This is a genomic window from Rhizobium etli 8C-3 (genome assembly GCF_001908375.1).
GTDB lineage: Bacteria > Pseudomonadota > Alphaproteobacteria > Rhizobiales > Rhizobiaceae > Rhizobium > Rhizobium etli_B.
In genome coordinates this window covers 1,657,955-1,682,304 of the sequence record NZ_CP017241.1, presented here as the reverse complement: position 1 = coordinate 1,682,304, position 24,350 = coordinate 1,657,955, and the positions used below count along the sequence as shown (strand labels likewise).

At 60.2% G+C, this 24,350-nt stretch carries 17 protein-coding genes; 8 read left to right on the top strand and 9 right to left on the bottom strand.

The window, feature by feature from the left end:
- Positions 1-79: 79 nt before the first annotated feature.
- The 4 genes from AM571_RS08550 (at position 80) to AM571_RS08530 (ending at position 6,724) form a co-directional block, all read left to right on the top strand.
- Positions 80-922 carry a universal stress protein gene (locus tag AM571_RS08550; protein ID WP_074061032.1) on the top strand — a complete coding sequence of 281 codons (843 nt, stop codon included), beginning with the start codon at positions 80-82 and terminating at the stop codon, positions 920-922.
- 167 nt (positions 923-1,089) lie between these two features.
- Positions 1,090-1,584, top strand: a complete 495-nt coding sequence (gene gpt / locus AM571_RS08545) for a xanthine phosphoribosyltransferase (protein ID WP_074061031.1) — start codon at positions 1,090-1,092, stop codon at positions 1,582-1,584.
- Between the two features lie 169 nt (positions 1,585-1,753).
- Positions 1,754-2,344: a hypothetical protein gene (locus AM571_RS08540; protein WP_074061030.1), complete on the top strand. Its 591-nt coding sequence runs from the start codon at positions 1,754-1,756 to the stop codon at positions 2,342-2,344.
- Between the two features lie 582 nt (positions 2,345-2,926).
- Positions 2,927-6,724, top strand: coding sequence for a vitamin B12-dependent ribonucleotide reductase (locus tag AM571_RS08530; protein ID WP_081377047.1), 3,798 nt, complete (start codon positions 2,927-2,929; stop codon positions 6,722-6,724).
- Positions 6,725-7,280: 556 nt separating this feature from the next.
- On the opposite strand, the gene AM571_RS08520 is transcribed toward AM571_RS08530, so the two are convergent.
- The 3 genes from AM571_RS08520 to AM571_RS08510 are packed head-to-tail and all read right to left on the bottom strand — an operon-like array spanning position 7,281 to position 9,695.
- On the bottom strand, positions 7,281-7,913 hold the full coding sequence (locus AM571_RS08520) for a class I SAM-dependent methyltransferase (RefSeq protein ID WP_074061027.1): 633 nt from the start codon (positions 7,911-7,913) through the stop codon (positions 7,281-7,283).
- Entirely contained in the window at positions 7,903-8,544 is a 642-nt protein-coding gene (locus AM571_RS08515) for a DedA family protein (protein ID WP_081377046.1), read from the bottom strand. Before AM571_RS08515 ends, AM571_RS08520 begins: the two co-directional genes overlap by 11 nt.
- Positions 8,545-8,558: 14 nt before the next feature.
- Positions 8,559-9,695 carry an SMP-30/gluconolactonase/LRE family protein gene (locus AM571_RS08510; protein WP_074061026.1) on the bottom strand — a complete coding sequence of 379 codons (1,137 nt, stop codon included), beginning with the start codon at positions 9,693-9,695 and terminating at the stop codon, positions 8,559-8,561.
- 149 nt (positions 9,696-9,844) lie between these two features.
- Here AM571_RS08510 and AM571_RS08505 point away from each other — a divergent pair, with 149 nt between their 5' ends.
- A complete protein-coding gene (locus tag AM571_RS08505; RefSeq protein ID WP_074061025.1) occupies positions 9,845-10,771 on the top strand; it encodes a LysR family transcriptional regulator in 927 nt (308 codons plus the stop codon).
- Here the strand turns inward: AM571_RS08505 and AM571_RS08500 are convergent.
- A complete protein-coding gene (locus tag AM571_RS08500) occupies positions 10,768-11,706 on the bottom strand; it encodes a LysR family transcriptional regulator (RefSeq protein WP_074061024.1) in 939 nt (312 codons plus the stop codon). The genes AM571_RS08505 and AM571_RS08500 overlap by 4 nt on opposite strands.
- Positions 11,707-11,832: 126 nt before the next feature.
- On the opposite strand from AM571_RS08500, the gene AM571_RS08495 reads away from it, so the two are divergent.
- Positions 11,833-13,140 carry a beta-propeller fold lactonase family protein gene (locus tag AM571_RS08495; RefSeq protein ID WP_074061023.1) on the top strand — a complete coding sequence of 436 codons (1,308 nt, stop codon included), beginning with the start codon at positions 11,833-11,835 and terminating at the stop codon, positions 13,138-13,140.
- A gap of 161 nt (positions 13,141-13,301) precedes the next feature.
- On the opposite strand, the gene AM571_RS08490 is transcribed toward AM571_RS08495, so the two are convergent.
- From AM571_RS08490 to AM571_RS08480, 3 genes are all read right to left on the bottom strand, one after another.
- The gene (locus AM571_RS08490) at positions 13,302-14,153 is read right to left on the bottom strand and encodes a helix-turn-helix transcriptional regulator (protein WP_074061022.1); all 852 of its coding nucleotides are present in this window, start codon (positions 14,151-14,153) and stop codon (positions 13,302-13,304) included.
- Between the two features lie 97 nt (positions 14,154-14,250).
- Entirely contained in the window at positions 14,251-15,033 is a 783-nt protein-coding gene (locus AM571_RS08485; RefSeq protein ID WP_081377045.1) for a formylglycine-generating enzyme family protein, read from the bottom strand.
- Entirely contained in the window at positions 15,000-16,058 is a 1,059-nt protein-coding gene (locus tag AM571_RS08480; RefSeq protein ID WP_155774424.1) for an aldo/keto reductase, read from the bottom strand. Before AM571_RS08480 ends, AM571_RS08485 begins: the two co-directional genes overlap by 34 nt.
- Positions 16,059-16,573: 515 nt before the next feature.
- Between AM571_RS08480 and AM571_RS08475 the strand changes: the two genes are divergently transcribed.
- Positions 16,574-16,939: a WHG domain-containing protein gene (locus tag AM571_RS08475; protein WP_074061020.1), complete on the top strand. Its 366-nt coding sequence runs from the start codon at positions 16,574-16,576 to the stop codon at positions 16,937-16,939.
- Positions 16,940-17,492: 553 nt separating this feature from the next.
- Here AM571_RS08475 and AM571_RS08465 read toward each other — a convergent pair.
- Positions 17,493-18,302, bottom strand: coding sequence for an alpha/beta hydrolase (locus tag AM571_RS08465; protein WP_074061019.1), 810 nt, complete (start codon positions 18,300-18,302; stop codon positions 17,493-17,495).
- A 272-nt stretch (positions 18,303-18,574) separates the two neighbouring features.
- Here AM571_RS08465 and AM571_RS08460 point away from each other — a divergent pair, with 272 nt between their 5' ends.
- Positions 18,575-21,925 (top strand): adenylate/guanylate cyclase domain-containing protein, encoded by a 3,351-nt coding sequence (locus AM571_RS08460; protein WP_074061018.1) that lies wholly within the window; start codon positions 18,575-18,577, stop codon positions 21,923-21,925.
- Positions 21,926-22,258: 333 nt separating this feature from the next.
- Here AM571_RS08460 and AM571_RS08455 read toward each other — a convergent pair whose 3' ends face one another.
- Entirely contained in the window at positions 22,259-24,340 is a 2,082-nt protein-coding gene (locus AM571_RS08455; protein ID WP_074061017.1) for an FAD-binding protein, read from the bottom strand.
- Positions 24,341-24,350: the final 10 nt, after the last annotated feature.

Genomic DNA, 24,350 nt, shown 5'->3' with positions numbered 1-24,350 from the left:
TCGAGCAACCAAGGAACCGGGTCCACCGACAACGCATTTCCTGCTTACCAAGCCATTTCAGTCGCCGAGGAGAATAGATATGCCTTACAAGACGATACTCGCCATTCTCGATACGGCCGACAACAGCCGTGCGGTTTCCGATTTTGCCTTTGCGCTTGCCGCCGAAAACGATGCCCATGTCATCGGTCTCCACGCCGAAAACATCTCGGCCGTGCCGCTGGTCGCTCCGATGGAAATTCCCGATCCAGTCGCTGTTCAGGCGCTGCAGGACATGGCGCATTCCGAGACTGTGGAAGTGGAGCGCATCTTCCGCCTGAAAGCCGAAGCGTCCGGCGCATCGTTCGAATGGCGCAGCTTCGCCACCTCGGCGGGTTACGGCTCATCGCCGCTGATCGAGAGCGCCCGCAGCGCGGACCTGTTGATCGCCGCGCAAGCGGATCCTTCCAAACCATCTGACAGCCAGGTCGATATCGACAGCTTTCTTTTCGAAAGCGGCCGTCCGGTCCTGATGATCCCCTATATCTTGCGGCAACCGAAAGCGATCAAACGTGTGATGATCGCCTGGAACGGCTCAAAGGAAGCCGCACGCGCAACATTCGATGCCATGCCGATCCTGAAGGCTGCCGACGAAGTCGAGGTCTTTTCCGTCGATCCTGTGGACTCGGCGATGCAGACGGCTGGCCTGGCAGGAGCGGAGATCGCTGCCACGCTTTCCCGCCACGGCGTGAAGGCGACGCTTGCCGTCGCGGAAGGCCCCCATAAGAGCGCCTCGAACGTCATCGAAAACCGCCTCTCCGACAACAGCATCGATCTCCTGGTGATGGGTGCATACACCCATTCGCGCCTCTGGCAGATGATCTTCGGCGGCACGACGAAGTCGCTCTTGCAGTCGATGACGGCGCTCACCCTCCTCTCGCGCTGACGAAGCACCGCAGGACTTGCGTTTTATCCGCAAATCCCGCTAATTGCGGCAACCGGTGACGGGCTCCGGCACTTCCTTTCGCACGGGTTGGCCCTGCGCGATTAGCGTTTGACGGATTGCGCTTGGTCGCCGACGGATTTTTTCATTTCATGCCGCGGAGCAGCCCGATGTCCTTTCCCGATAAAGCCTTTCCCGTTTCCTGGGATCAGTTCCATCGCGACGCCCGCGCGCTTGCCTGGCGCATCGCCGGCCTCAATAAGGAATTCAAGGGCATTGTCTGCATCACCCGCGGCGGCCTGGTTCCTGCGGCAATCATCTGCCGTGAACTCGACATCCGCCTGATCGAAACGGTCTGTGTCGCTTCTTATCATGATTATGTGAACCAGGGGGATATGGTCGTGCTGAAGGGCATTGCCCCCGAGCTCAAGGAAAATGGCGGGGAAGGCATCCTCGTCATCGACGACCTCACCGATACCGGCAAGACGGCTGTACAAGTGCGCGCCATGCTGCCCAAGGCCCATTTTGCCTGCGTCTACGCAAAACCGCTCGGCGTGCCGACAGTCGACACCTTCGTCACAGAGGTCAGCCAGGACACCTGGATCTACTTTCCTTGGGACATGGGGTTCACCTATCAGGAGCCTATCGCCAAAGGTCCGCGCTGATAACGTCGGGCTATTCAGCCACGAGTAAACTCCAGGCGGAATTGTCATTTTAGTAAGACTGCAGATATATTATGCGAGCCGGCCTGCACGCGCATCGGAGCGCGCCATGCCAAAGGGGCCGGTTCACGGATCGCGCGGGGGCGAAACGCGCGGAGCAAGGAAGAGGGGAATGGCATACCGGGGTTGGGTTAGGGCGGTCGTCGCTTCAGGGCTGGCGATCCCCTCGTTGTTGCCCGTCCCGGCCTCTGCAGAACCAGCTTACGTCGTCGTCGTCCGTGGATATGTGGATACTGTCGTCCGGCCGATGATCAGCACACCGATGGTTCTCGCGGCGATCAGAGAGCAGAACGCCAAATTCAATGACGTCAGCAGCACAGATATCCAGGTCCTTGATTCGACCTATCGGTCCGAAGTGGAAACCGGCGACCTGCAAATGGTGTCCGCTATTTTATCCACGCCCGTTTCGCGCTACCTGAAGGAAAAACAGGATGCGTCGCAGGGCGTTATCGTCGAGTTCTTCATTACCGACAGGAATGGGCTCAATGTCGGCGAGAGCAGAGTGACGATGGATTTCTGGCAGGCCGACGAAAACAAGTTTCTCCAGACCTTCGCGCGCGATTCGGACGAGACTTTCGTCGATCGCGCCGAGCGCGACGAGATCACGCAAATTCTGGAGGCGCAGGCCAGTTTCACCATTCGCGACGAGGCTGGAGCGGCGATCGGCATCGCCACCGTGACCGTCGCGCTTGATGCGATGTGAGGCTGCCCGAATCGCGATGCCGATCCGGGTTGAAAATGCCATCCTTAGATTTGGAATCGGCCAACTTTTTCTTTTCGTCCCCGCTTTTCAGGTATCCGAAGCCCGCAAAGCCCTGAAATTCAGGGCCTCCAGGCTTTTCCCCGGTCTTCACAGGGCCGTCCACAATATGTTGTGGTGAACGCTTCGTTAAAAACCACCCCTTGACGGAATCGCCCATTTCTCACTTAATGGTTTGCGATGTTGCGGCGGCAGCTGGACCGGGTTTAACGAGGCCGGTTCCCTTCAAAATTCGAGCGTGGAATCAGGGCGTTGCATCCATGATGGGATGGGAGCCGTGAGGGGATTTCTGCGCGATTTTGACCTCCAAAAAAGTGACATCCGGGGCTGGCGATAATAAGCTGTTAATACTATATTTAGTGTTTGCAGCCACCATCACCACAAGATACAGGAACGACATCTCCGGATGACACTCCTGTGACGGTACGGAAACGAGAACTGGCTGCGCATCTTCCGGCGCTGCCGGATGAGGAAACTTGCGCCCTGGTCAACGGGGATGGGGCGCGCAAACAGAGGTGCAAGGACATGCGGATAGAACGCCGTTTCACAAAGGCAGGCCAGAGCGCTTACGCGGACATCGATTTTCGCAAGGCGACGAGCGAGATCAAGAACCCAGACGGTTCGATCGTCTTCCGCCTTGAGAACATCGACGTTCCCGCGCAGTTCTCCCAAGTCGCGGCCGATATCCTTGCCCAGAAATATTTCCGCAAGGCCGGGGTTCCGGCAAAGCTGAAGAAGGTCGAGGAAAACGACGTTCCCTCTTTCCTGTGGCGTTCGGTTGCCGATGAGGCAGCCCTCAAGGAACTGCCGAAGGAGCAGCAGTACGGCTCCGAAATCGATGCCCGCCAGGTGTTCGACCGCCTGGCCGGCACCTGGACCTACTGGGGCTGGAAGGGCGGGTATTTCTCGTCTGAGGAAGATGCCTCTGCCTTCCGAGACGAACTCGCCTACATGCTCGCCACCCAACGCGTCGCCCCGAATTCCCCGCAGTGGTTCAACACCGGCATGCACTGGGCCTATGGCATTGACGGTCCCGGCCAGGGCCACTTCTATGTCGACCCCTTCACAGGTAAGCTGACGAAGTCCAAATCGGCCTACGAGCATCCCCAGCCGCATGCCTGCTTCATCCAGTCTGTCGAGGACGACCTCGTCAACGAAGGCGGCATCATGGATCTCTGGGTTCGCGAGGCCCGCCTGTTCAAATACGGCTCCGGCACCGGCTCCAACTTCTCATATCTTCGCGGCGAAGGCGAAAAGCTTTCCGGCGGTGGCCGCTCCTCCGGCCTGATGAGCTTCCTGAAGATCGGCGACCGTGCGGCGGGCGCCATCAAGTCGGGCGGCACGACACGCCGTGCGGCCAAGATGGTCGTCGTCGACATCGATCACCCGGACATCGAGGAATACATCAACTGGAAGGTCAAGGAAGAGCAGAAGGTTGCGGCACTCGTCACCGGCTCGAAGATCGTCGCAAAGCACCTGAAGGCGATCATGAAGGCCTGCTTCAATTGCGAAGGCGGCGCCGATGCAGATTGCTTCGACCCGACCAAGAACCCTGCCCTCAAGCGCGAAATCCGCGCCGCCAAAAAGGACCAGGTTCCGGAAAACTATGTGAGCCGCGTCATCCAGTTCGCCCGCCAGGGCTACAAGGATATGGAGTTCAAGACCTACGACACGGACTGGGATAGTGAAGCCTACCTCACCGTTTCCGGCCAAAACTCCAACAATTCGGTCTCGATTCGCGACGACTTCCTGCGCGCCGTCGAAGCCGATGGCGATTGGAACCTGACGGCCCGCAAGGACGGCAAGGTCATGAAGACGCTGAAGGCCCGCGACCTCTGGGAGACGATCTCCTACGCCGCCTGGGCATCGGCCGATCCGGGCCTGCACTTCAACACGACGATGAACGACTGGCACACCAGCCCGGCCGCCGGCCCGATCCGCGCCTCCAACCCGTGCTCGGAATACATGTTCCTCGACGACACGGCCTGCAACCTTGCCTCGCTGAACCTCATGCAGTTCAAGGATGCCGCGACAAAGCGCATCAACATCGCCGACTACGAGCATGCCGTGCGTCTGTGGAGCGTCGTGCTCGAAATCTCCGTGATGATGGCGCAGTTCCCCTCGCGTCGAATTGCCGAACTCTCCTACGAATACCGCACGATCGGTCTCGGCTATGCCAATATCGGCGGCCTGCTGATGTCGTCCGGAATTCCATATGACAGCGACGAAGCCCGCGCCATCGCAGGCTCCCTGACGGCGATCATGACCGGCATTTCCTATGCCACCTCGGCGGAAATGGCCGCCGAACTCGGCCCGTTCCCGATGTTTGCGCCGAACCGCGAGAACATGCTGCGCGTCATCCGCAACCATCGCCGTGCCGCCTATGGCGAGAGGTCGGGCTATGAAGGCCTGTCGATCAACCCGGTCGCCCTCATCCACGCCGAAAATCCGGACCAGGATCTCGCCGCGCACGCCAAGAGCGCCTGGGACAAGGCACTGGAACTCGGCGAAAAGCACGGCTACCGCAACGCCCAGGCAACCGTGATTGCGCCGACCGGAACGATCGGCCTCGTTATGGATTGCGACACGACCGGCATCGAGCCCGACTTCGCGCTCGTCAAGTTCAAGAAGCTTGCCGGCGGGGGCTACTTCAAGATCATCAACCGTGGCGTACCGGAAGCGCTGCGCACGCTCGGCTACTCCGAAAGCCAGATTGCCGAGATCGAAGCCTATGCTGTGGGTCACGGCAATCTGAACCAGGCGCCCGCCATCAACCCCTCGACGCTGAGGGCCAGGGGCTTCACCGACGAGAAGGTCGAGGCCGTCAACGCCGCGCTGAAGTCGGCCTTCGACATCAAGTTCGTCTTCAACCAGTGGACGCTTGGGCTCGACTTCCTAAAGGGCACGCTGAAGGTTTCGGACGAACAGCTTGCCGACATGAGCTTCAACCTGCTCGACCACCTGGGGTTCTCGAAGAAGGATATCGAGGCGGCAAACATCCATGTTTGCGGCGCCATGACGCTGGAAGGTGCTCCGTTCCTCAAGAACGAGCACCTCGCCGTCTTCGATTGCGCCAATCCCTGCGGCAAGATCGGCAAGCGTTATCTCTCGGTCGAAAGCCACATCCGCATGATGGCGGCTGCCCAGCCCTTCATCTCGGGTGCAATCTCCAAGACGATCAACATGCCGAACGATGCAACCGTCGACGATTGCAAAAGCGCCTACATGCTTTCCTGGAAGCTCGGCCTCAAGGCCAACGCGCTTTACCGCGACGGCTCAAAGCTCTCGCAGCCACTGAACGCTTCTCTGATCGAGGACGAAGGCGACGAGGACGCGCTGGAGGAACTGATGGCCCAGCCAACAGCCGCTCAGGCCGTTACCGTCACCGAGAAGATCATCGAGCGGGTGATCGAGAAGGTCGTGCGCAGCCAGGAAAAGCTGCCGGGCCGCCGCAAGGGCTACACTCAGAAGGCAAAGATCGGTGGTCACACGATCTTCCTGCGCACCGGCGAATATGACGACGGCCGTCTCGGCGAGATCTTTCTCGACATGAACAAGGAAGGTTCGGCCCTTCGTGCCTTCATCAACAACTTCGCGATCTCGGTCTCGCTCGGCCTGCAATATGGCGTGCCGCTCGAGGAATATGTCGATGCCTTCACCTTCACGAAGTTCGAGCCGGCTGGCATCGTCACCGGCAACGACGCGATCAAGAATGCGACGTCGATTCTCGACTACGTATTCCGCGAACTCGCCATCTCCTATCTCGGCCGCCACGATCTGGCGCATGTCGATACGTCCGACTTCAACAACACGGCCCTCGGCCGCGGCGTGTCGGAAGGCAAGGCGGACGTCGTCTCCAAGGGCCTGACTCGCGGCTATAAGCCAACGCTGGTTTCCGGAACCGGGACCGAGCGCCCGGCATCGGAGATCAAGGGGGCTGCAACAGCCGCCCCCGCCCGCGCCTCCTCGGGCGCGACGATCACAGCGATTGCCGGCAACACCGTGCGCAAGCTCGAAACCGTCGCCGCCTCCTCCGAAGTCGTCGCTTTCAAGCGCGATTACGAGGAACGCGCCAAGGAACTAGCGGAGGAAATCGCCGAAGAGATCGTTGAGGAATCCAGCACGCTCTTCACCGACGCTGCCGCTGCCGACGCAGCCTCTGCCAAGACCGAAGCCAAGAAGGTCGAAGCCGAACGCCGCGCCCGCTCCATCATGCAGGGCTATACGGGCAACATGTGCACCGAGTGCCAGAACTTCACGATGGTGCGGAATGGAACCTGCGAGAAGTGCGATACGTGTGGAAGTACAAGTGGGTGCTCTTGAGTACCTGTTGGACTGTCCCGTGTGTCTTTGAGAAAGCAAACCTAGTACTGGCCAAATAAGCTCAGTATTGGCCATTTTGGGACCTGAAACTGGCCAACGCCACATTTACCATCGCCGGGCACTGAAAAGTGCCCGGAAAATACTTCTCAGAACAAATTATGAAACAAACGCGAACGTTGAAATCAAATCGCCAGTTCACGCGTTAGTGTTCCCCGGCTTGCCGGTCCTCGCCATCTGACTCTGCCAACTCGATGGAGCGGTTCCCTGCCCGCAACCAGTGAACCGCCCCAGTCCTCGCCCCATGGAAAGGCAAGTCATTGCGCGCTTTCCGGCACCAACGGGCCTGGCTCGCGCGGCACCCGGAGCAGGCATTCCCGCAAGACCCGGTCGGCTTCATCGATCCTACCGGCGGCACGGAGCGCCCGGCCATAAACATAGATATAGTACTCCGAAGCTATCGGATGCAGCCGGCGCGCCCGCTCGGCGTTGCCTGCCGTCTCGTCCGACTGGATCCGCGACGCGAATGACGGCTCGTACGCATTGGCGGAGGGAGATATTACGTCGCTTTCATACGGACCGAAAAAGCGGGCGGCGGCCGCCGGCGGATTCGGTAGACGCTGGCGGGCGGAAGATTTGCCATTGTGCCGCCGATCCGCGCCGCTTTTAGCCCAAGGCGATCTAGCACGGTGCGTGGCACAGGGCATCGCGGACCATAAGTGAACTGACAGAACGCACCGCCCGGCCGCAGGTGGCTGAACGCTCCATCCAGTATGGCGATGACCTTTCGCGGTGGCATCGAAAGGAGCGGCAATCCACTAACTACCGCGCCAGCGCCTTCTTGGCCAGATAGCGCGACATCTCGGATCCGAGTCGCATCTATCCGGAGCGTATGAGCTCGGGGAAAGCGGAGTTGGAGAAGTTCGGCGAAATCGGATCCGGACTCGACGAGCATGAGTTGGTCCTCGGGAATGCCGCGGGCGATGAGCCCGCGGGTGAACACTCCGGTGCCGGCACCCAGCTCGAGCACTGGCCCTGTAGCGATTGAGATTTCTCTCGTCATGGCATTCGCCAAGGCCACGCCCGAGGGTATGATTGCCGCGACGCGAAGCGGATCTGATAGCCAGGCACGGAAGAACCTGATGAGGTCGCTAAGCGTATCGTGCTCCGGAATTTGTGCCTCACTGGTCATTAATTCGGGTCCCCTCGGAAACTGCCGGCCGCCAGTGAGTCCAAATCACGACGAAAACACCCTCTGAAAATACCAGAAGCAATAACACGATCAGCGCCAGAACAGAGGCATTGGCGACGTCGAGCACGGTGGAGGTCGCGACTCCCAATCCGATGAAGATGCTGTTCCAGAGTGCGACGCCGCACGCGGAAGCCGTCACGAAGCGGGCTGCCTTAACGCGCAGGAGTCCTGCGAGCCACGGCGCAAGCAGCCTGACAGTCGGGACGAGCTGCGCTGCGATCGCAAACCTTGCTTGGTTGTCGCATAAACTCGCCGTCCAGCGCTCGATGCGTCCAGCCGATAGTCCGAAGAGACGACCGCCCCTGTAGAGAAGCGCCCGTGATCGCGCCTCTCCAAGGGCCTTCGCTAGCCAATAACATATGATACAGCCCAGAAGGCTGCCGGTGATCGAGGCGAGAAGAGCGGCCGGGAGTGACCACGCGCCCTCTGCCGCGGCGATGCCGACAGCGACGAGAAGCCCGTAGGAAGGTAGCACGGGCACGAAACGCTCAGCGAGGGCTATGCCGAACAGCCCCGCTGCCCCGCAGGCGGCGATCCAGGCCATGACTTCGCCAATCGGGTCGATGTCCACAATGTTCCTCGCCGTTAATTCGCTGAGGTCTGGGTGAACGGCAGTGCGATAGGCAGCTCGATCCTCGTCACGGCCGATGCGAAAAGCGTTCCGATGAAGAGCTCGCCATTCCACAGGACGGCGTTGGCCGGCGCAGCCGCTTCCTCGGTCCCCCCGTGGAACTCTTGCAGAACCTCACCCGTCTGATCGTCGATAACGCAGATGAAGCCGTCTGGAGCATTGCGGGTGAAGATGGAATTGGGCAGCCGCGCGATGACGTGCCGCATCAACCAGCTTGGCAGGACGCTTTCGTCGAGCACCAGGCTTCGATGATAGGCGGCAAGCAGCATTCTGCCGTCGCCGATTCCAGTCAGACCGTCAGCCGAGCCCTTCAAATTATCGACCAGCGTTTCACGCTCTCCTGTGCGAGGGGCGTCGAGCCAAATGCGCGACAATCGGTAACGGTTGGTCTCTGCTACGACGATCGATCGGCTGTCCCGACTTATGGCGATGCCGTTGGGGAAATAGAGGCCAGTTGCGAGCACAGAGGCCACCCTGCTTCGCGTGTCAAAGCGGATCACTCTGCCGAATGGACGACCCTCCAGAAGGTCCGGCACCCCATAGGTTCCCTGAACGCCGATAGTAGAGACGTTGTAGCGGCTGCTCGAGTCCGAAAGATAGATGATCCCGTCGACATCCATGGCGAGATCGTTGGCAAACAGGATCGGCGTGCCGGCCACTTCGGTCAGCAGGCTGCTCACTTCGCCATCGGGCGAAACCGCCTGCAGCCCCATGCCGTGATTGGCCACATAGAGGAGGTCATTCGCGCCGATCACCAATCCAAGCGGGCGTCCTCCGACGGACGCGAACCGTTCGAAGCGCGGCGTCCCGGCGGTGAGATCGGCGCGCCAGATAATCCCATCGACGGTGCCGGTGAAGACGCGGCCACGACTGTCGACGGCGACATCTTCCGGGCCCGACAAGATCTCCTGCGCAACGGGGCGTGCTCCGCTCAAATCCTCGTTGCGCGCGCCTTGCGAGTGTGGACCGGGGATCCATGTCGCGGGCCGAAAATCCGACGACTGGACCATCAGGGCGAAGGCGGTAACGAAGATTGCAGCGAGTGCCGCTACAGCCTTGGAACTTCGTTGAATGACGATCTGCAATTTCATGAGCCAACGATCCGGTTTCCACAGTTTGTGCTTAAAAAGTTATGTCGATTAGCCACAATCGATAATAAGGCTTCAAATGCACAGGTTAATCACGCATGCTTCACAATCACCGCGTTCAAGGACGAAGAGAGTTCCGAGAAAGTGACGTCATGCTCAAGCGAACGGACACCGACGCAGTGGCGGCCTTCATCAAGGTGGCCGAGCGCATGAGCTTTCGCGCCGCCGCCGCCGACCTCGGCGTCTCGCCCTCGGCCGTGAGCCAGATGGTCAAGGCGCTCGAAACCAACCTGGGCACGGCGCTGCTCTCCAGGACCACCCGCAGCGTCGGGCTTACCGAAGCGGGCATGATCTTCTTAGAGCAGGCGCGGCCGGCGCTTGAAAATCTGGAAGCCTGCTTCACGACACTGAGGATTTACAGCGGCCGCCCGTCAGGAACCCTGCGCCTCAACGCCTCGCGAGGGGTCATTCCGTTCCTCCTCGATCCGTTACGCGAGTTCTGTGAAGCCTACCCAGGGATTGAAGTTGAGCTCTTCGCCGAAGACGGTCTGTCGGACATTGCCGCGAACGGGTTCGATGCGGGAATCCGGCTGGGCGAACGGATTCAGCCCGACATGGTTGCCGTTCGGCTTTCGCCGTCCTTCCGGTTCATTGTGGCGGGCTCACCGTCCTACTTCGCGCAAAATCCGAAACCCGAACACCCGAACGATCTTGGCGATCATCGCTGCATCCGGTTCCGCCTCGGCACTTCCGGAAAGATCATCAACTGGACCTTTCGGGACGGCAAGCGGACCTATGAAGTGGCAGTAAAGGGGCCGATGATCCTTAACGATACACCGGCGATGGTCGCGGCGGCGCTTAAGGGACTTGGCTTGATTTACGTGGCGGAGCCGGTCATTGAAGAGCGTCTGTCGTCGGGACGTCTAGTCAGCGTGGTCGATGATTGCGCAATCGAGTCGCCCGGCCTCTTTCTCTATTATCCAAAGCGGAACTCGCTGTTGCCGAAGTTGCGGGTTTTCGTAGAGTTCGCACGGGCACGGGGCCGGCAGCGGGAAAGCTTTGTATCGAGGGCGACCTAGGCCGCGCCGGCTCTTCGATCAATGGTCGTGGCACCCGCCTTTTCACTCACCTGCAGCACCGTGCGCCTCAGCCACAGATGACCGGGGTCGCTGTCATTCCGCCGATGCCAGAGCATTGTCTCTTCGTAGCCCGAATACTCAAAGGGCACGGGGAAAGATCGCACCCCGGGCCAGTCGGCAAGACCGATCAGATTCGCTGACAAGGTGCAGATCATGTCGGTGCTCGCGACAATCGGCGGCACGGCCAATGCGTAGGGCAGGCTCATCATAACGGTCCGCTTCAGGTTGCGATCATCCAGCATACGATCGACATAGCCCTTGAGATCGCCGACGTGGGTGACCACAATGTGCGGATACTTCACGTAGAGATCCAGGGTTAGCTCATCGCGAATTTCCGGGTGAGAGGCCGACACGACCGAAACCCAGTCGACGTGGAAGAGGTTCAACCGCTTTATGCTGGTCGGCGCATCCGGCAAGATGGTAATTGCGAGATCGACCGAGCCCTTCTCGAGCTGATCGACCACTTCCTGGCGATGAAGACTTCGCACGATGATGGAGGTTCTTGGCGCATTCCTTCGCAACGTTGCCATCAGTTCGGGTACCAGACTGGCCGCAACATGATCCGTCGTCGCAATTCTGAAAACACGTTGCGACCGGGCCGGCGAAAACTGCCCAAGGCCGCCCAGCGCGTCCTCAATCTGACGCAGTGCCGCCCGGATCGGATCAGCAAGGTCTAATGCCTTTTCCGTCGGTCGCATGCCGTCGGCACTGCGGACAAACAGATCGTCGGCAAACAGATGTCGCAGATGCGCCAGCCGCTTGCTCATGGCGGGCTGGCTGAGGCCGATACGCGCCGCCGCGGCACTCACGCTCCCCTCGCCGAGCAATGCGTCGAAGGCGACGAGTAAGTTGAGATCTACTGCGGCAAGGTTCATCGCGGGACATCCGATGAGCGGGAGAACTATATTACTATGGGAAATATCCGAATGTTCAATATCGATTGGACGACTGGAGCCGGCGATGGGAGGAATGGTCGTCACTCTCGACTGGAGGTAGATTTAATGCGAACCCATTTGCGCATCGCCGCGCTGGCGATGGTACTGATCCCCAGTCTCGCACTTGCCGAGACTTTCCCCCCTAAAGCCGAGAGGATCCTTGTCCTCTCAGACACCGATATGGTGCCAACCGTGTACGAGACCGGTGAACTGGGTCCTCTCGATGCCGAGCACGGGGATACGCTGTCCATCATCACCTCGCCATCGAGCGACGCGCCGTTGGTATCGCCGATAAAGATATCGAACTCAAATTACGGCCCGCCTGGGGCGCTCGATCTTTCGCCTGATGGCCTTTACGCCTTCGTCGCGGAGACCTTCCGCCAACGGCCAGAGGGCGCAACGCGCCTCGATGAACTGCCGCAGGGCGACACGATCCGTTCAGTACGCCTTGATGGCGCTCGCCCACCGGTCGTGGACAGCGTACGCATTGGTACCCAACCACAGGCCATTGCGGTCAGCCCATCCGGTGATCTGATCGTTGCGATAACTGTCGATCCCGACCGCGAGCTGGCGTTCGTTCCGCTCACAGACGGCCGCTTCGGCCCAGTTACCAACTTCGGCCTTGACCTCGAACCGGCTACCGGATCCATCCCCTTGAAGTCGACCTGGGTGCAGTGGCATCCTAGCGGTCGGTACATAGCGGTCAACCTAGTTGATCGCAATCAAGTCGCCTTCTACGAAGTCGTGCGCGGTCAAGACGCGACCGTCTCGGACATCCATCCCTGGGGCAACCGCGTACACACCAACAAGTTTCCTTTCGTCGGTCGCTTTTCACCCGATGGCCGCTATTACGTGACGTCGGACGTTCAATGGGGCGTCGACACCGACGGCTTTTACGGTGTGCGGGAGGGGATCTTGACGACCGTCAGGCTCGCCAATGTCGGCGCGCGCGGCGATGCAGCGCGGCATACGGTGCCCCACATCACTCTCGGAGGCTGGGGAGCCGAGACGGTTGCCTTCAGCCCTGACGGCCGTTTCCTGGTAACGTCCAACCTGCCCGGAACCGGAAAACCGGAAGGCTCGCGCGACTGGACTGAGCAGGCTTCGCTCAGTCTTTACGAGTTGGACCGCGAAACCGGACGGCTGACACTTCATGGCGAATGGCCGATCTCAGGGGTTCTGCCCCAAGGTCTCGCCTTCGATCGAGGCGGACGCCATGTCTTTGTCGGCGTCAATCGGTACAGAAATGAGAACACTTCACCCGGCGGAGCTGTCGAAGTCTGGCGCATTTCGACAGAAGGTCGCCCATCCCTTGTTGCGACCCAGGACCGTTTCAGACTCCCACCCGGTGTTCATACCATCGTTGGACGGTGACACCAGCAACGGTGTCATCGTGTTGCGGATGTCGCAAAAATCCTGGGTTTCGCGAGATGCAGGCGGCCCTTTGGGGCCGCTCTGACCCAAACATTGAGATCGGGCGGCGCGCCGTTGAGTTTAGGCAGTGAACGGCCTCAAGCGAGAGTTCAGCAGGCCACTTACTTTCGCCACAGCGACGGCGAATGGCCTTTGTGAGAGCGGAACAGGCGCGCAAAGTGACTTGGACTCGCGATCCCACAGAGCGCTGCGACCTCGACGATCGGTAAATCCGTTTCGCGCAAAAGACGAGCCGCTCGGTCCATCCGGCGACTGGATATCACTTCCAGAGGCGTCTGGCCGGTTGCTCCGCGAAAGGCGCGGAAGAAATGCCCCTCCGAGATGCCAAGCGAAAGAGAGAGGTCGGAAATCGAGATCGGCTCCGCCAGTCGGGCATCAATTCTCTCATAGGTGTCACGAAGCTGTCGTCTCGTCAGGGTGTATTTCGGCGACGGGCCGTGCGGACTGCGTTCTGCAATCTTGTTCGACAGATACTCCGAAAGAGCAAGAGTCATCGTCGAGCAGTAGGTCTGGTCCAAACTTCCTTCACGACGACAAAGGCCGCGCATCTGCGCCGTCATGCCATGGATGAAGTCGTCGCGACCAACGAGAAACGACTTGGCGTCATGAAGCTTTGGGCTTGCCACAGCCGGATCGATGGCAATCGCGCCCCATTCCCAAGCGACGTCGCGGAGGCGAAGCTCGCGACTGCAGCCGGCAGGCAGAAAGGAAACCATGCCCTTCGCGTCGCGGCCCTCATAGCGATATCCGTCGTCGGTTCGAAACGCATGATGAGCTGCGCCGCCACTGAGCGTCACCATGATCAGATGGAAGTCCGGTGCTATCTTGCCTTCTACTTCTCCTGTCCGCCGCCGTCGCGCGGTTTCGAAGCGACCTCCTGGCCACTCTATTCGCAGATGATCTTGGGGCGGCTGGGTCAATTGCCAGCCTTCGTTCCTCGTCTTCTGTTGCATCGACGTCCGCACCTACACGCCTGCAAAACCATCTTGCAGGTCAGATGGTGAACGATACGGCTGTTTGCGGGCGTAAGCATTTAGAAATCGGCGGTCTTCAACTCTCGCCGTTCAACAGTACGTGAGGGTTGAGAGTCTGAAGGGTCTCTAGCTCGCAGAAGGTGAAGCTACGATTCAGATCATAGGCGCAGCGGAAGCCGATGTAGACGACATAGAAGTCCGCAGGCTTCCACTGCATGGCGTCTTTCCGCATTTTATCCGGGCCGTACCACCACGAGCCGCCAGCCGTGAGCGCAGTGTCACCGTCGCGGTCGGCGAGCCATTCCCAGACGTTGCCACCCATGTCGTAAAGGCCATTCACGCCTTGGCGGGTGGTTGCGGCGGAGACATGCCGAGGCCACGGATCGCCAGCGTTCGTATTTGCCCCTTCGGGCGTATCTCCTGTCGGGTAGGAATAGGTTTTCCCGACTACGAAACCCGCCCGCGACCCGTTTCCATATTCACGATAGGCGGCGCGCTGCCATTCGGCGCGGGTTGGCAGTCGGCCGCCGACTGAGGCGCAATAGTCACGTGCCTCATACCAGCTCACATGAACGGCGGGTTCGGCCACGTCTTGCGGTGGTTCTCCAAACGGGCTGCGATAAGACCAGCCTGGACGACGTTCCCATCCGCTTCCCCATTCGTGACCGCCGCCATCGCGCTCAGCGGCCGTCCTCAGCTTGGTCGCGTCAGCGAAGGCGGCGAAATCGGCGATAGTCACCTCGCTCCTGTCGATGGCGAACCCCTCGATAGTGACACGGTCGCTCCCGGCCGTGGCGGCGGCCGGAAACGCAATGAGGATGAGTGTCAGGTACGTTGGGGTGGTTGCGGGAAAGGCCATGTGACGACGCCGCCATATTTTTTTCCAGGATAGGGAGGCTGTTTAAGCGCGTCAGCGACGCCTGTCAGCCCGGTATAGTAATCCGCCATGCGCTCACGGGTCGCCCGGTCGGGCAGCTCGCCGTAGAGCGCGCCCATGTTGTCGACGAGGTGCTGTGGCTGGCTTGTCGCGGGGATCACATTCGTGACGGCCGGATGGGAGATGATCCATTTCAGGAAGTACTGCGCCCAGGTCTCGATACCCATCTCCTTGGCGAAATCTGGAACTGGTTGTCCCGCCACGGGCGTAAAGAGCCACGCCTTTTCAAACGGGATGTTGACCTGAACGGCAACACCGTTTGCGGCGCAGGCATCGAGCAGCCGTTGTTCGGCGGCACGCGTCAGGATCGTATAGGCGATCTGGACGAAATCCAGAGTGCCTGTGTTCACGAGGCGCTCCATGGTGTCATAGTATTCCGGGCTCCACTGGGTGATGCCGATATAGCGCACAGAACCCTCGGTCTTCTTCTGGGCCAGCCAGTGACGGACCTGGTCGTGGTTTTCGAGACTGTGGACCTGCAGCACGTCGATCCGATCCCGCCACAGCCGTTCCCGCGACTTCCGGAGCTGCCGTTCCGAATGGCTGTTGTCGGAAAGGTAGTCGCCGGTCGTCCAGGTCTTGTTGGTGATGAAGATGTCGTCGGCGATGCCAAGATCGGTGATGAAATCGCCGACGCACACTTCAGACATTCCGTAGAGTGGTGACGTATCGATGACCCTTCCACCGTGCACATGGAACAAGCGGATTACCTCGCCCACATTGTCGCGCGGTTCGCCTGGGCGGACGTCAAAGGTCTCGAATGTGCCCAGGCCGACCGCCGGGATCATCTCCCCCGTCTTCGGGATTGGCCGCATGATCGCAGCGCCGCCCCCTTGTTGAGCAATGGCCGGTCGTATGGAGATTGCCGGTGCGAGCATCGATGTTGCGGCAATCGCCGCCATGCCGGTCAAAAACGTCCGGCGTTTCGTTGCGAGTCCTGAGGTCATTCCAAAAAATCCCCTGTTGTGACGACAAGGGACGTTAGTCGGCAGAAACTCGCCGCGCGCGCTCGATCCTCACCATTTGCTCGATCCTGATCATTTTTCTGCGTGGCACTGGACGCTTCGGCATCTACCGGTCCCGCCCGACACCCATTCGATGAACTGATCGCAATGAACCATCCTGTTTTGCAGAAAGGACCGCTTTCACTCGCTGACGATGTCGGCACTTCTGCTTACGCCAGCTTCTCGACCCATGCCCTGAAGGCATCAAGGAAGTTTCCGAGAAATCCCTTCGTCGCATCACTGGAGAGTGACCCGGCCTCATCGATGAACTTGTCGGCGCTGCTGAGATAGACCTCGGGCTGTGGTAACACAGCGACATTAACACTGACCAAATTCTGGCGGAGATGCAGCGCCGCTGCAGATCTGCCCAGCAGTCCAGGTGATGCAAGCTTTTTCAGGACAAGGAAGCATTACTGGCTGCCGTTGCCGCCCAGGAACTACGTGCAAGAACCGCTGTGATGGTCACGATTTCAGCGACACCCGGCGATCCCGCCTTCCGGAAGATGGCCCACGAACATGTTCACTGGGGGCTTAGCTACCCGAATCGGTTTGGATTGATCTTTGGGCGCTGGGAACGTTACGACGAGGAGCTAGCCCAGACCGCCAATAAAACGCTACGTCTTTTCATAGAGTCCATCGCATTCCTCCGTAGGAGCGGAGCAATAAAGCCGGGCGACGATGAGCGAACGGCTGCCATGTTCATGGCCCTTATGCACGGCTCGATAGGCATGGCCCTGAGCGGCCATCGTTCCGAGGACGGCAAGGGCCAATCTGACCCACAGGGGCTAATCGACGACCTTATCGAAATGCTTCAGTCGAATTGATGCGCCCCCTTCATTGTTCCCAACCAAGCCAGTCCCTCTTGGTGCACGGCACCGGCGGTCCGGTGCGAAGCACAGCGAGCTCGGACCATTGGAACGTGCGGCCGCCGACCGGTGTTCTGGTCGGCGGGTTGTTGGGGGTGGCGCCGCCCGGTGATGCTGCTGTCAGGCAAGCCGCTCGTTGGTGGTGCGACATCAGCGGCTGTCTAGCTCAATGCCGGTCCAGTTCCGCCGGAGTTGCCGGGCCAACGCCGTAGCCGGTCGCTTCGGCAAATGATCGAGGTATCTATCGAGACGTTCGATCCCGAAATGGACCGGTAGACGACCCCGTCGCGCTTTAGGTTCTCAAGGCATTTTGGGAGAAGATGTCGGCTACGGCGCACGCGACGGATCAGCCTGCGCGGAGTTCTCGTGGGAGGGACAAGACGAGAGCGACCCGGCCTGTGGTCGCGGATGGGCTGCTCTCGTCTCCGCCGGACGTCGGGCACTTCTACATCCACAACGGAAACGATTCGGGCTTCGCCTGCGAACGCGACTGACTTCTTCAACAGCCTTGCTAGAGGACGTCTCTCAGCGTCTCGATGAAGCGGATCATGTCGCGCACCATGCCGTCGTTAAAGATGTCGTTGTGACCCGCACCGTCATAGATCAGCATTTGCTTGGGTTCGGGTGCGATGCGGTATAACGCCTCGCCCGAAGATAAAGGAATGCTGTCGTCACGTCGACCGTGGATGAACAGCTTCGGTTGTCTCACCTTCGCGATTTTGATGTCCGAACGGAAGGGATCCTTGATAAGAAGTGCAACCGGAAAGACCGGATAATGCGTCTGCGCCACTGACAGAACCGAAAGGTATGGGGACACCAGGATCACCCCGAGGGCCGGCCTCTGCCCGGCCGTGTTCACTGCGACGCCGGTGCCAAGCGATCGGCCTAGCACAATGATCTCGCTTTTGGACCGTACTGAAAGCCAGTCAAACGCGGCAATGCCGTCGGTCAGCAGCCCCTCCTCGCTCGGCGAGCCCGTCGAATCCGGATAACCCCGGTAGGAAATGGCCAGCATTCCAACGCCTCGCGCAGCCAGCGCCCGCGCGAGAAAGCCGTAATTGTCGACGAGGTCACCATTTCCGAAAAAGAGGAGCACGCAGGGTTTGTCGAATTCGCCCTGGCTGTAGAGTCCATGAAGCGCCTCTCCGTCCGGCGTCTGGATATATACGTTTTCGCCCCAGCGCGTACGCTCCGGAGTGGGTGTGGCGCTGGCGCCGGGAAAGAGGAGAGCACGCTGAGAAAAGTACACCAAGCCTACAAGGGCAAGGTAGATGAACGTCGCCATCAGCGGCAGGATCAGTAGCAGTCTTGTGGCGCTCACGGCAGCATGTCCTCGCGTACCTTCATTTCGTGCGCCGTTTGATGGGTCCGCATTAAACCATATCGCAGCCCGTGCCACCAGTTAACGCTTCGTCAATAGTCACAAGGACTTTTCACCTCCAGGTTCACCATCAAAGGCGCTTCGGCCTTGCGATCGGACATTCGCCCGAGCCACCTCGGGTGTTTGCTGCGAAAGCGAAAACCTGAATTGCGGAGTGTTGCTGTACGGCTCGCGAGGGTCATGATAGATTTTCCGACCAGCGAGGTAATCTCATGCCGGATGTCGCCTCTTGGCTGGCCCGCCTCGGATTGGACAAGTACGCAGAAGTGTTCACTGCGAACGAAGTTGATTTCGATGCGCTTCGGCACCTCACAGAGCAAGATCTGAGAGAGCTGGATCTACCCATCGGCCCGCGCCGCAAGATCCTCGCGGCGATTGCCGCGCTCGATGACGATACCGCCTCGCCCCTGAGTTCCGTGCCGGTTCCGGGGCCTGTGCTGCCTGCACGTGAGGCTGAGCGGCGGCAGCTGACAGTGATGTTCATCGACCTGGTGGGCTCGACCGAGCTGTCACAGCGGCTCGATCCGGAAGAAATGCGTGACGTCATCCGTGCCTACCAGACTGCCGTATCGGCCGAGATTGCACGCTACGAGGGCTATGTTGCCAAGCTCATGGGCGATGGCGTGCTCGCTTATTTCGGCTGGCCGCGCGCGCACGAAGACGATGCCGAACGGGCGGTACGCGCGAGTCTGGCCGCAGTGGCGGCGACCGCGAGTTTGACGACGCTGCTCGGTGAACGCCTTGCAGCTCGCGTCGGCATTGCCACTGGTCTGGTCGTGGTCGGCGACCTGATTGGCGAAGGATCTGCGCAGGAAGAGGCCGTCACCGGTGAAACGCCAAACCTGGCGGCACGCTTGCAGGCCATGGCCGATCCCGACACCGTCGTGGTCGCCGGCGGCACGCACCGGCTCGTGCTCGGATTGTTTGACGCGATCGATCTGGGCCATCGCCACCTCAAGGGTTTCGCAACTCCGGTTCCAGCTTGGCGCATCATCGGCGAGGCCGATACGGAGGGACGTTTTGATGCGCTTCACAGTGTAGCCACGCCGCTGGTTGGGCGAACCGAGGAGCTTGGGCTTCTTGTTCAACGCTGGCAGCAGGCTCGTGCCGGAAAGGGCCAAGTGGTCTTGCTGTCCGGTGAACCCGGCATCGGCAAGTCGCGACTGACTGCCGCGCTGGAAGAACTATTGAGCGGCGAGCCCCACGCACGGATGCGCTATTTCTGTTCCCCCTACCACATTAACAGCGCGCTCTACCCCGTCACGAAGCAGCTCGCGCGCGCTGCAGGACTGGTGCGCAGCGACAGTTCTGACACGAACCTCGACAAGCTCGAAACCCTGCTGCGACAGGGTGTCTCCGACATTGCCGAAGCGGTACCATTGCTGGCGGAATTGTTGTCGATCGAAACCACCGGCCGCTACGCGCCCCTGAAGCTGACGCCGCAGGCGCGGAGGTCACGCACGTTGAGGGTCTTGATCCAACTGCTCGAAGGACTCGCAACCCTTCAGCCCATCGTAATGAGCGTTGAGGATGCCCATTGGATCGATCCGACGAGCAGCGAATGGCTCGACATGCTGATCGACGGTCTTCAAGACCTGCCGGTCCTCCTGATCGTCACTTTCCGCCCCGAGTTCCATCCGCGTTGGACTCTATTTTCGTACGTCACCGCTTTGCCCCTTAGCCGCCTCGATCGCGATCAAGGATCGGCAATAATCGACCGTGTGGCCGGCAAAGCGCTGCCGAAAGAGGTCAGAAACCAGATCCTGGCCAAAACGGAAGGCGTGCCCCTGTTCGTCGAGGAACTCACTAAAACTGTTCTCGAGTCAGGCCTGCTCATCGATAGGGGCGATCACTATGTCCTTTCGGGCCAGCTGCCCTCCCTTGCGATCCCGTCGACACTGCACGACTCGCTGATGGCCCGCCTCGACCGTTTCCCTCCGGTCAAGGAGGTGGCTCAGATGGGCGCGTGCATCGGCCGTATCTTCCAGCATCGTCTGCTGTCTGCCGTGACCGGTTACGATGATGCCCGGCTCGAGGGCATCCTGCAGCAGCTTGAAGAATCCGAGCTCGTTTTTCGACGTGGCGTTCCACCCGAGGCGACCTACACGTTCAAGCATGCGCTCGTGCAGGAAACCGCCTATCAGAGCCTCCTCAAGAGCCGAAGGCAGCAGATCCATGCCGTTATCGCCTCCGAACTGAAGGTGCAGTTCCCCGAGATTGCCGAGGCCGAGCCCGAGACGCTGGCGCACCACTACGCTGCCGCGGGCCTTCCTCAGCAAGCCGTCGCCTTTTGGCTGAAGGCTGGTCAACAAGCCCTGGAGCGATCGGCCCATCCCGAAGCGATTGCCAACTTGGACAAGGGACTCGAACTCGTTGCCTGCCTGCCGGACTCACAGGATCGCCTGCGACAGGAGATTAAGCTGCAGACAGCGTTGGGCGTGACCATGATATCAACCAGAGGCTTTGCATCGCCGGAGGTCCTGCGGGCCTTTTCCAAAGCCCGCACGCTTTCTGAAAAACTGGGTGACAGGGACCAACTGTTCGTCGCGCTCTGCGGTGAAGCCTCGTATCACTTGATTTCTGGCAATTTGCGCGCAGCTGACGAACTTGGCCTTCAATGCCTGGAGCTCGCACGTTCATCCGGCGATCACGCCCTGCTCCTTGAAGCACACCATAGGCAATGGGTCACCAAGTTTTACATGGGAGACAACGCTGCGGCCGAACACCATCTGGATCACGGCATCACCAATTACGACCGGGATCGGGATCATCGCTTGACTTACATCTATACAGGGCATGATCCAGGCGTCTGCTGCAGGAACTACTCTGCGCAGATGCTTTGGCTTCGCGGTTATCCTGACCAAGCTCTCGAGCGATGCCGAGACGCCGTAGCCTTGGCCGAAGAAGTGTCCCATCCGTTCACGATAGCGCAGGCGTTGTCTAACTTCACCGATATCTATCTGTTGCGGCACGAGCCCGACAAGGCGCGCCGCACCCTTTGCAACACAATCGCGCTGTCAAGGGAATTCGGCCTGGCGCGCGAGATCTCCGAGGGCAGGTTCCAACTCGGCTGGGTGCTCGCTGAGGAGGGGAATTTGATGGAGGGTATCGGAGAGATGCGCGAGGGAATTGCAGCGATCACTGCGATGGGTGTGGCAGCTGGCTTGCAACATAATCTCTGTGTCCTGGCGCAGGCTTGTGTCGAGTGTGGCGCGGCGAGCGAGGGAATGGACCTGTTGGAACAGGGCTTGAGCATGACCGAGTCCGGCGCGAAGTATCGACTTCCCGAGTTGTTCCGCACCAAGGGTGAACTCCTGCTGCGCCAAAATCCAGATGATGGTACTGCCGAAAGTTGGTTCAAGCGGGCCGTGACGATGGCCCGCGATGAAGGTACGAAATCGCTTGAATTGCGAGCTGCTCTTAGCCTGGCGCGGCTGTACAGCAACCGCGGGGGCGACCGAGAGGCCCTTGACCTGCTCGCCCCGGTCTACGCGTGGTTCACCGAAGGTCTCGATACTCGTGATCTCGTCGAAGCAAAAAGACTACTCGATCAATTTGGATAGATACATTTTAGGATGGCCAATCCGAGCGTCTCGTTCAGAACTGATCTCTGAAACGTCACCTGACGAGGGTGTCGCGAAGCACGAAGCATACGTCGAGGCTGTCGGCCACCAGCTCGGCTGCGAAAGCCCTGGAGAAGCTGCCGGTTCCGATCCTCGTCAGAAAACCGACGGTCGCCCGCTCGCCAAGGAGCTGCGGGATATGCAAGGCGGTGTTGAAGATATCGCAGGCGAAGCCCTGCCTTGATTTTTCGAGCCGGTCGGGGCCACATTTCCACCATTGCTTCGCCGATGGCTGCGACCGTCTGGCTGCCGATGCGAGGATTTCCGGCTTCCTTACTTCGGACCGAGATCGTAGATTCCACCGGTCAGCCAGGCTGGCCAGTCGCGCTCGAAGAAGGACTTGGCCGTTTCGTCGAACTTGCGGTTGGAACGCGTAGCGACCGCCATCTGCTTGCCATCGAGGCGAACGACGATCTGCTCCTGGCGGTGGGCGTCCTGCTCTTTGCGGAAACGAAACTCTTGAAGCGGGCCCACGCTCGATAGCGGAACGCACTCGCCAACGGGATCGCAGATCGCGCGTGCGCCGCGGCTGCCGCCACCGTTGCGAATGAAGTAGTCCAGCGCCTCAAGGACGGCCTCCGACGCCAGGGCCATCTGCTGCCATTGAAGCGCCCGGCCAGCCTCGGACGGACGATCGTAAGCTATGCCCTTTTCGCGGATCTCCGCATTGAGACGCTTGGCCGCGGCGAGCGCCTCCGACACACTTTTGCTGTCGCAGATAAGGCCGGCCTTGTCGCTCATCCGTGCCTGGACGTGCGAGCGAATGGCTTTGACATTTAAGGGGCTGTCGGCCTTTAGGACGGCGAGCAGGTCGAAAACACCGGCGCCCGCCACTGCACGAAGATCGCGTTTAGACGGGATTTTCGCCCGACCGCTGGCACCGACATGCTCGGCGACGCGCGTTCCGAACACCTGACCGGCGTTAAGTGCGGCGCCGCCGGGCCGCGTGACGCCATGCGTCCCGGCCGCCTCACCGATCGCATAGCAGCCAGCAAGACTGCTCCGCCCCCACGTGTCAACCATGACGCCGCCGTTCATATGCTGGTTGTTGACCCCGAACTCCAGCGGTTCGGCCGCGATATCGATCTTGTAGCGACGGTAGAGCTCGATCGCGAGCGGGTTCATGTGACGCAGGCGCTGGATCGGCAGTTGCTGGCCTGCACCCGCGTTGCCGAGGTAGCGCTTCACGTCGTCGTCGAGCCGTTCGAGATCGAACGGCAGGTCGCCGGGCACCGGAAGCGGATTGCGATTGAAATCCATGTAGACGCGTCGGCCGGCCGCGCTCTCGCGGAAGATCGCGAGGTCTACCAAGCTCGAGCCGAAGTCGAGCATCCGCGTGGAGTGGAACGGCCACTGGTAACCTTTGCGGAAGACGTTCGAGGCCACTTCCTGCGTCGTGCGATAGTATTGCGCAAGGAAGTGATGTTCGTTTCCCTCCGCATCGACCGAGTAGATGTGTGGGATCGCCTGCACATAGGTTCCGGACAAGTTCCAAGGGAATCCTTCCCTGCGCGTTCCGATACCGAACTGGCTCTCCGTGAGATTCACGAGTTCGACGCCCACCTGAAGGGCAAGTCCGAGAGACCCGAAACAGCCGTTGGGATAGACGCTGTCACGATAGAGCTCGCCTGGTCCGCCCGAAGCAAGAACGAGAACCTCGCACGCGAAGAGGGCGACGCCGAACTGATTGGTATCGGTCCGGTCGCTCGCCCTGAAGGCAATGACGCCGACCACATGGCGGAGATCGCCCTCGCCTTCCGTCAGGATCTTCATGGCCGTGGTGTGGTTGAAGAACGGGACGCCAAGACGGATGGCCTCATCCGCCAGTACCTTCACCATCAGGCGTGAGGTGCGTGGACCGCAGCTCGTCGCCCGACCGACCTCATCGTGGTCCGTCTGATAGCGAAGCGTGCCTCCAAGGGGGTCCTGAGGAAGCGGCAGGCCTAGGAACTGCAGCGTGGCCATCATGCGGGCCGATCCAACAGCCTCCACATAGGCCGTATCTTCGTCCATGGCGCCGCCAGCGCGAATTGCACGGGCCATGGCCTTGAAGTTGTCGCCCTGGTCCGCCGTGTTTGCCGTATGCAGGGTCTGCTTGTCGGAGCCTGAGCAGGCGGACGTGCCTCCCCAGGCGCTCTGGCTCATGATCACCACGTCGTCGCCGCGGCGCTTCATCTCGACGGCGGCCCTCAGTCCCGCGGCGCCGGAACCCACCACGACGCAGCCGGCCCTGTAGACGGGCACGTCTATGCCGGCAAGCCGGACCGTCTCCGAAGGTGTGGCCTCCGGCGACAGTCTCGGCATGTCGACGTCGGTCAGCGCGTCGAGGATGTGTTGCGGGACATCGATTGTCATCGGCGTTTCC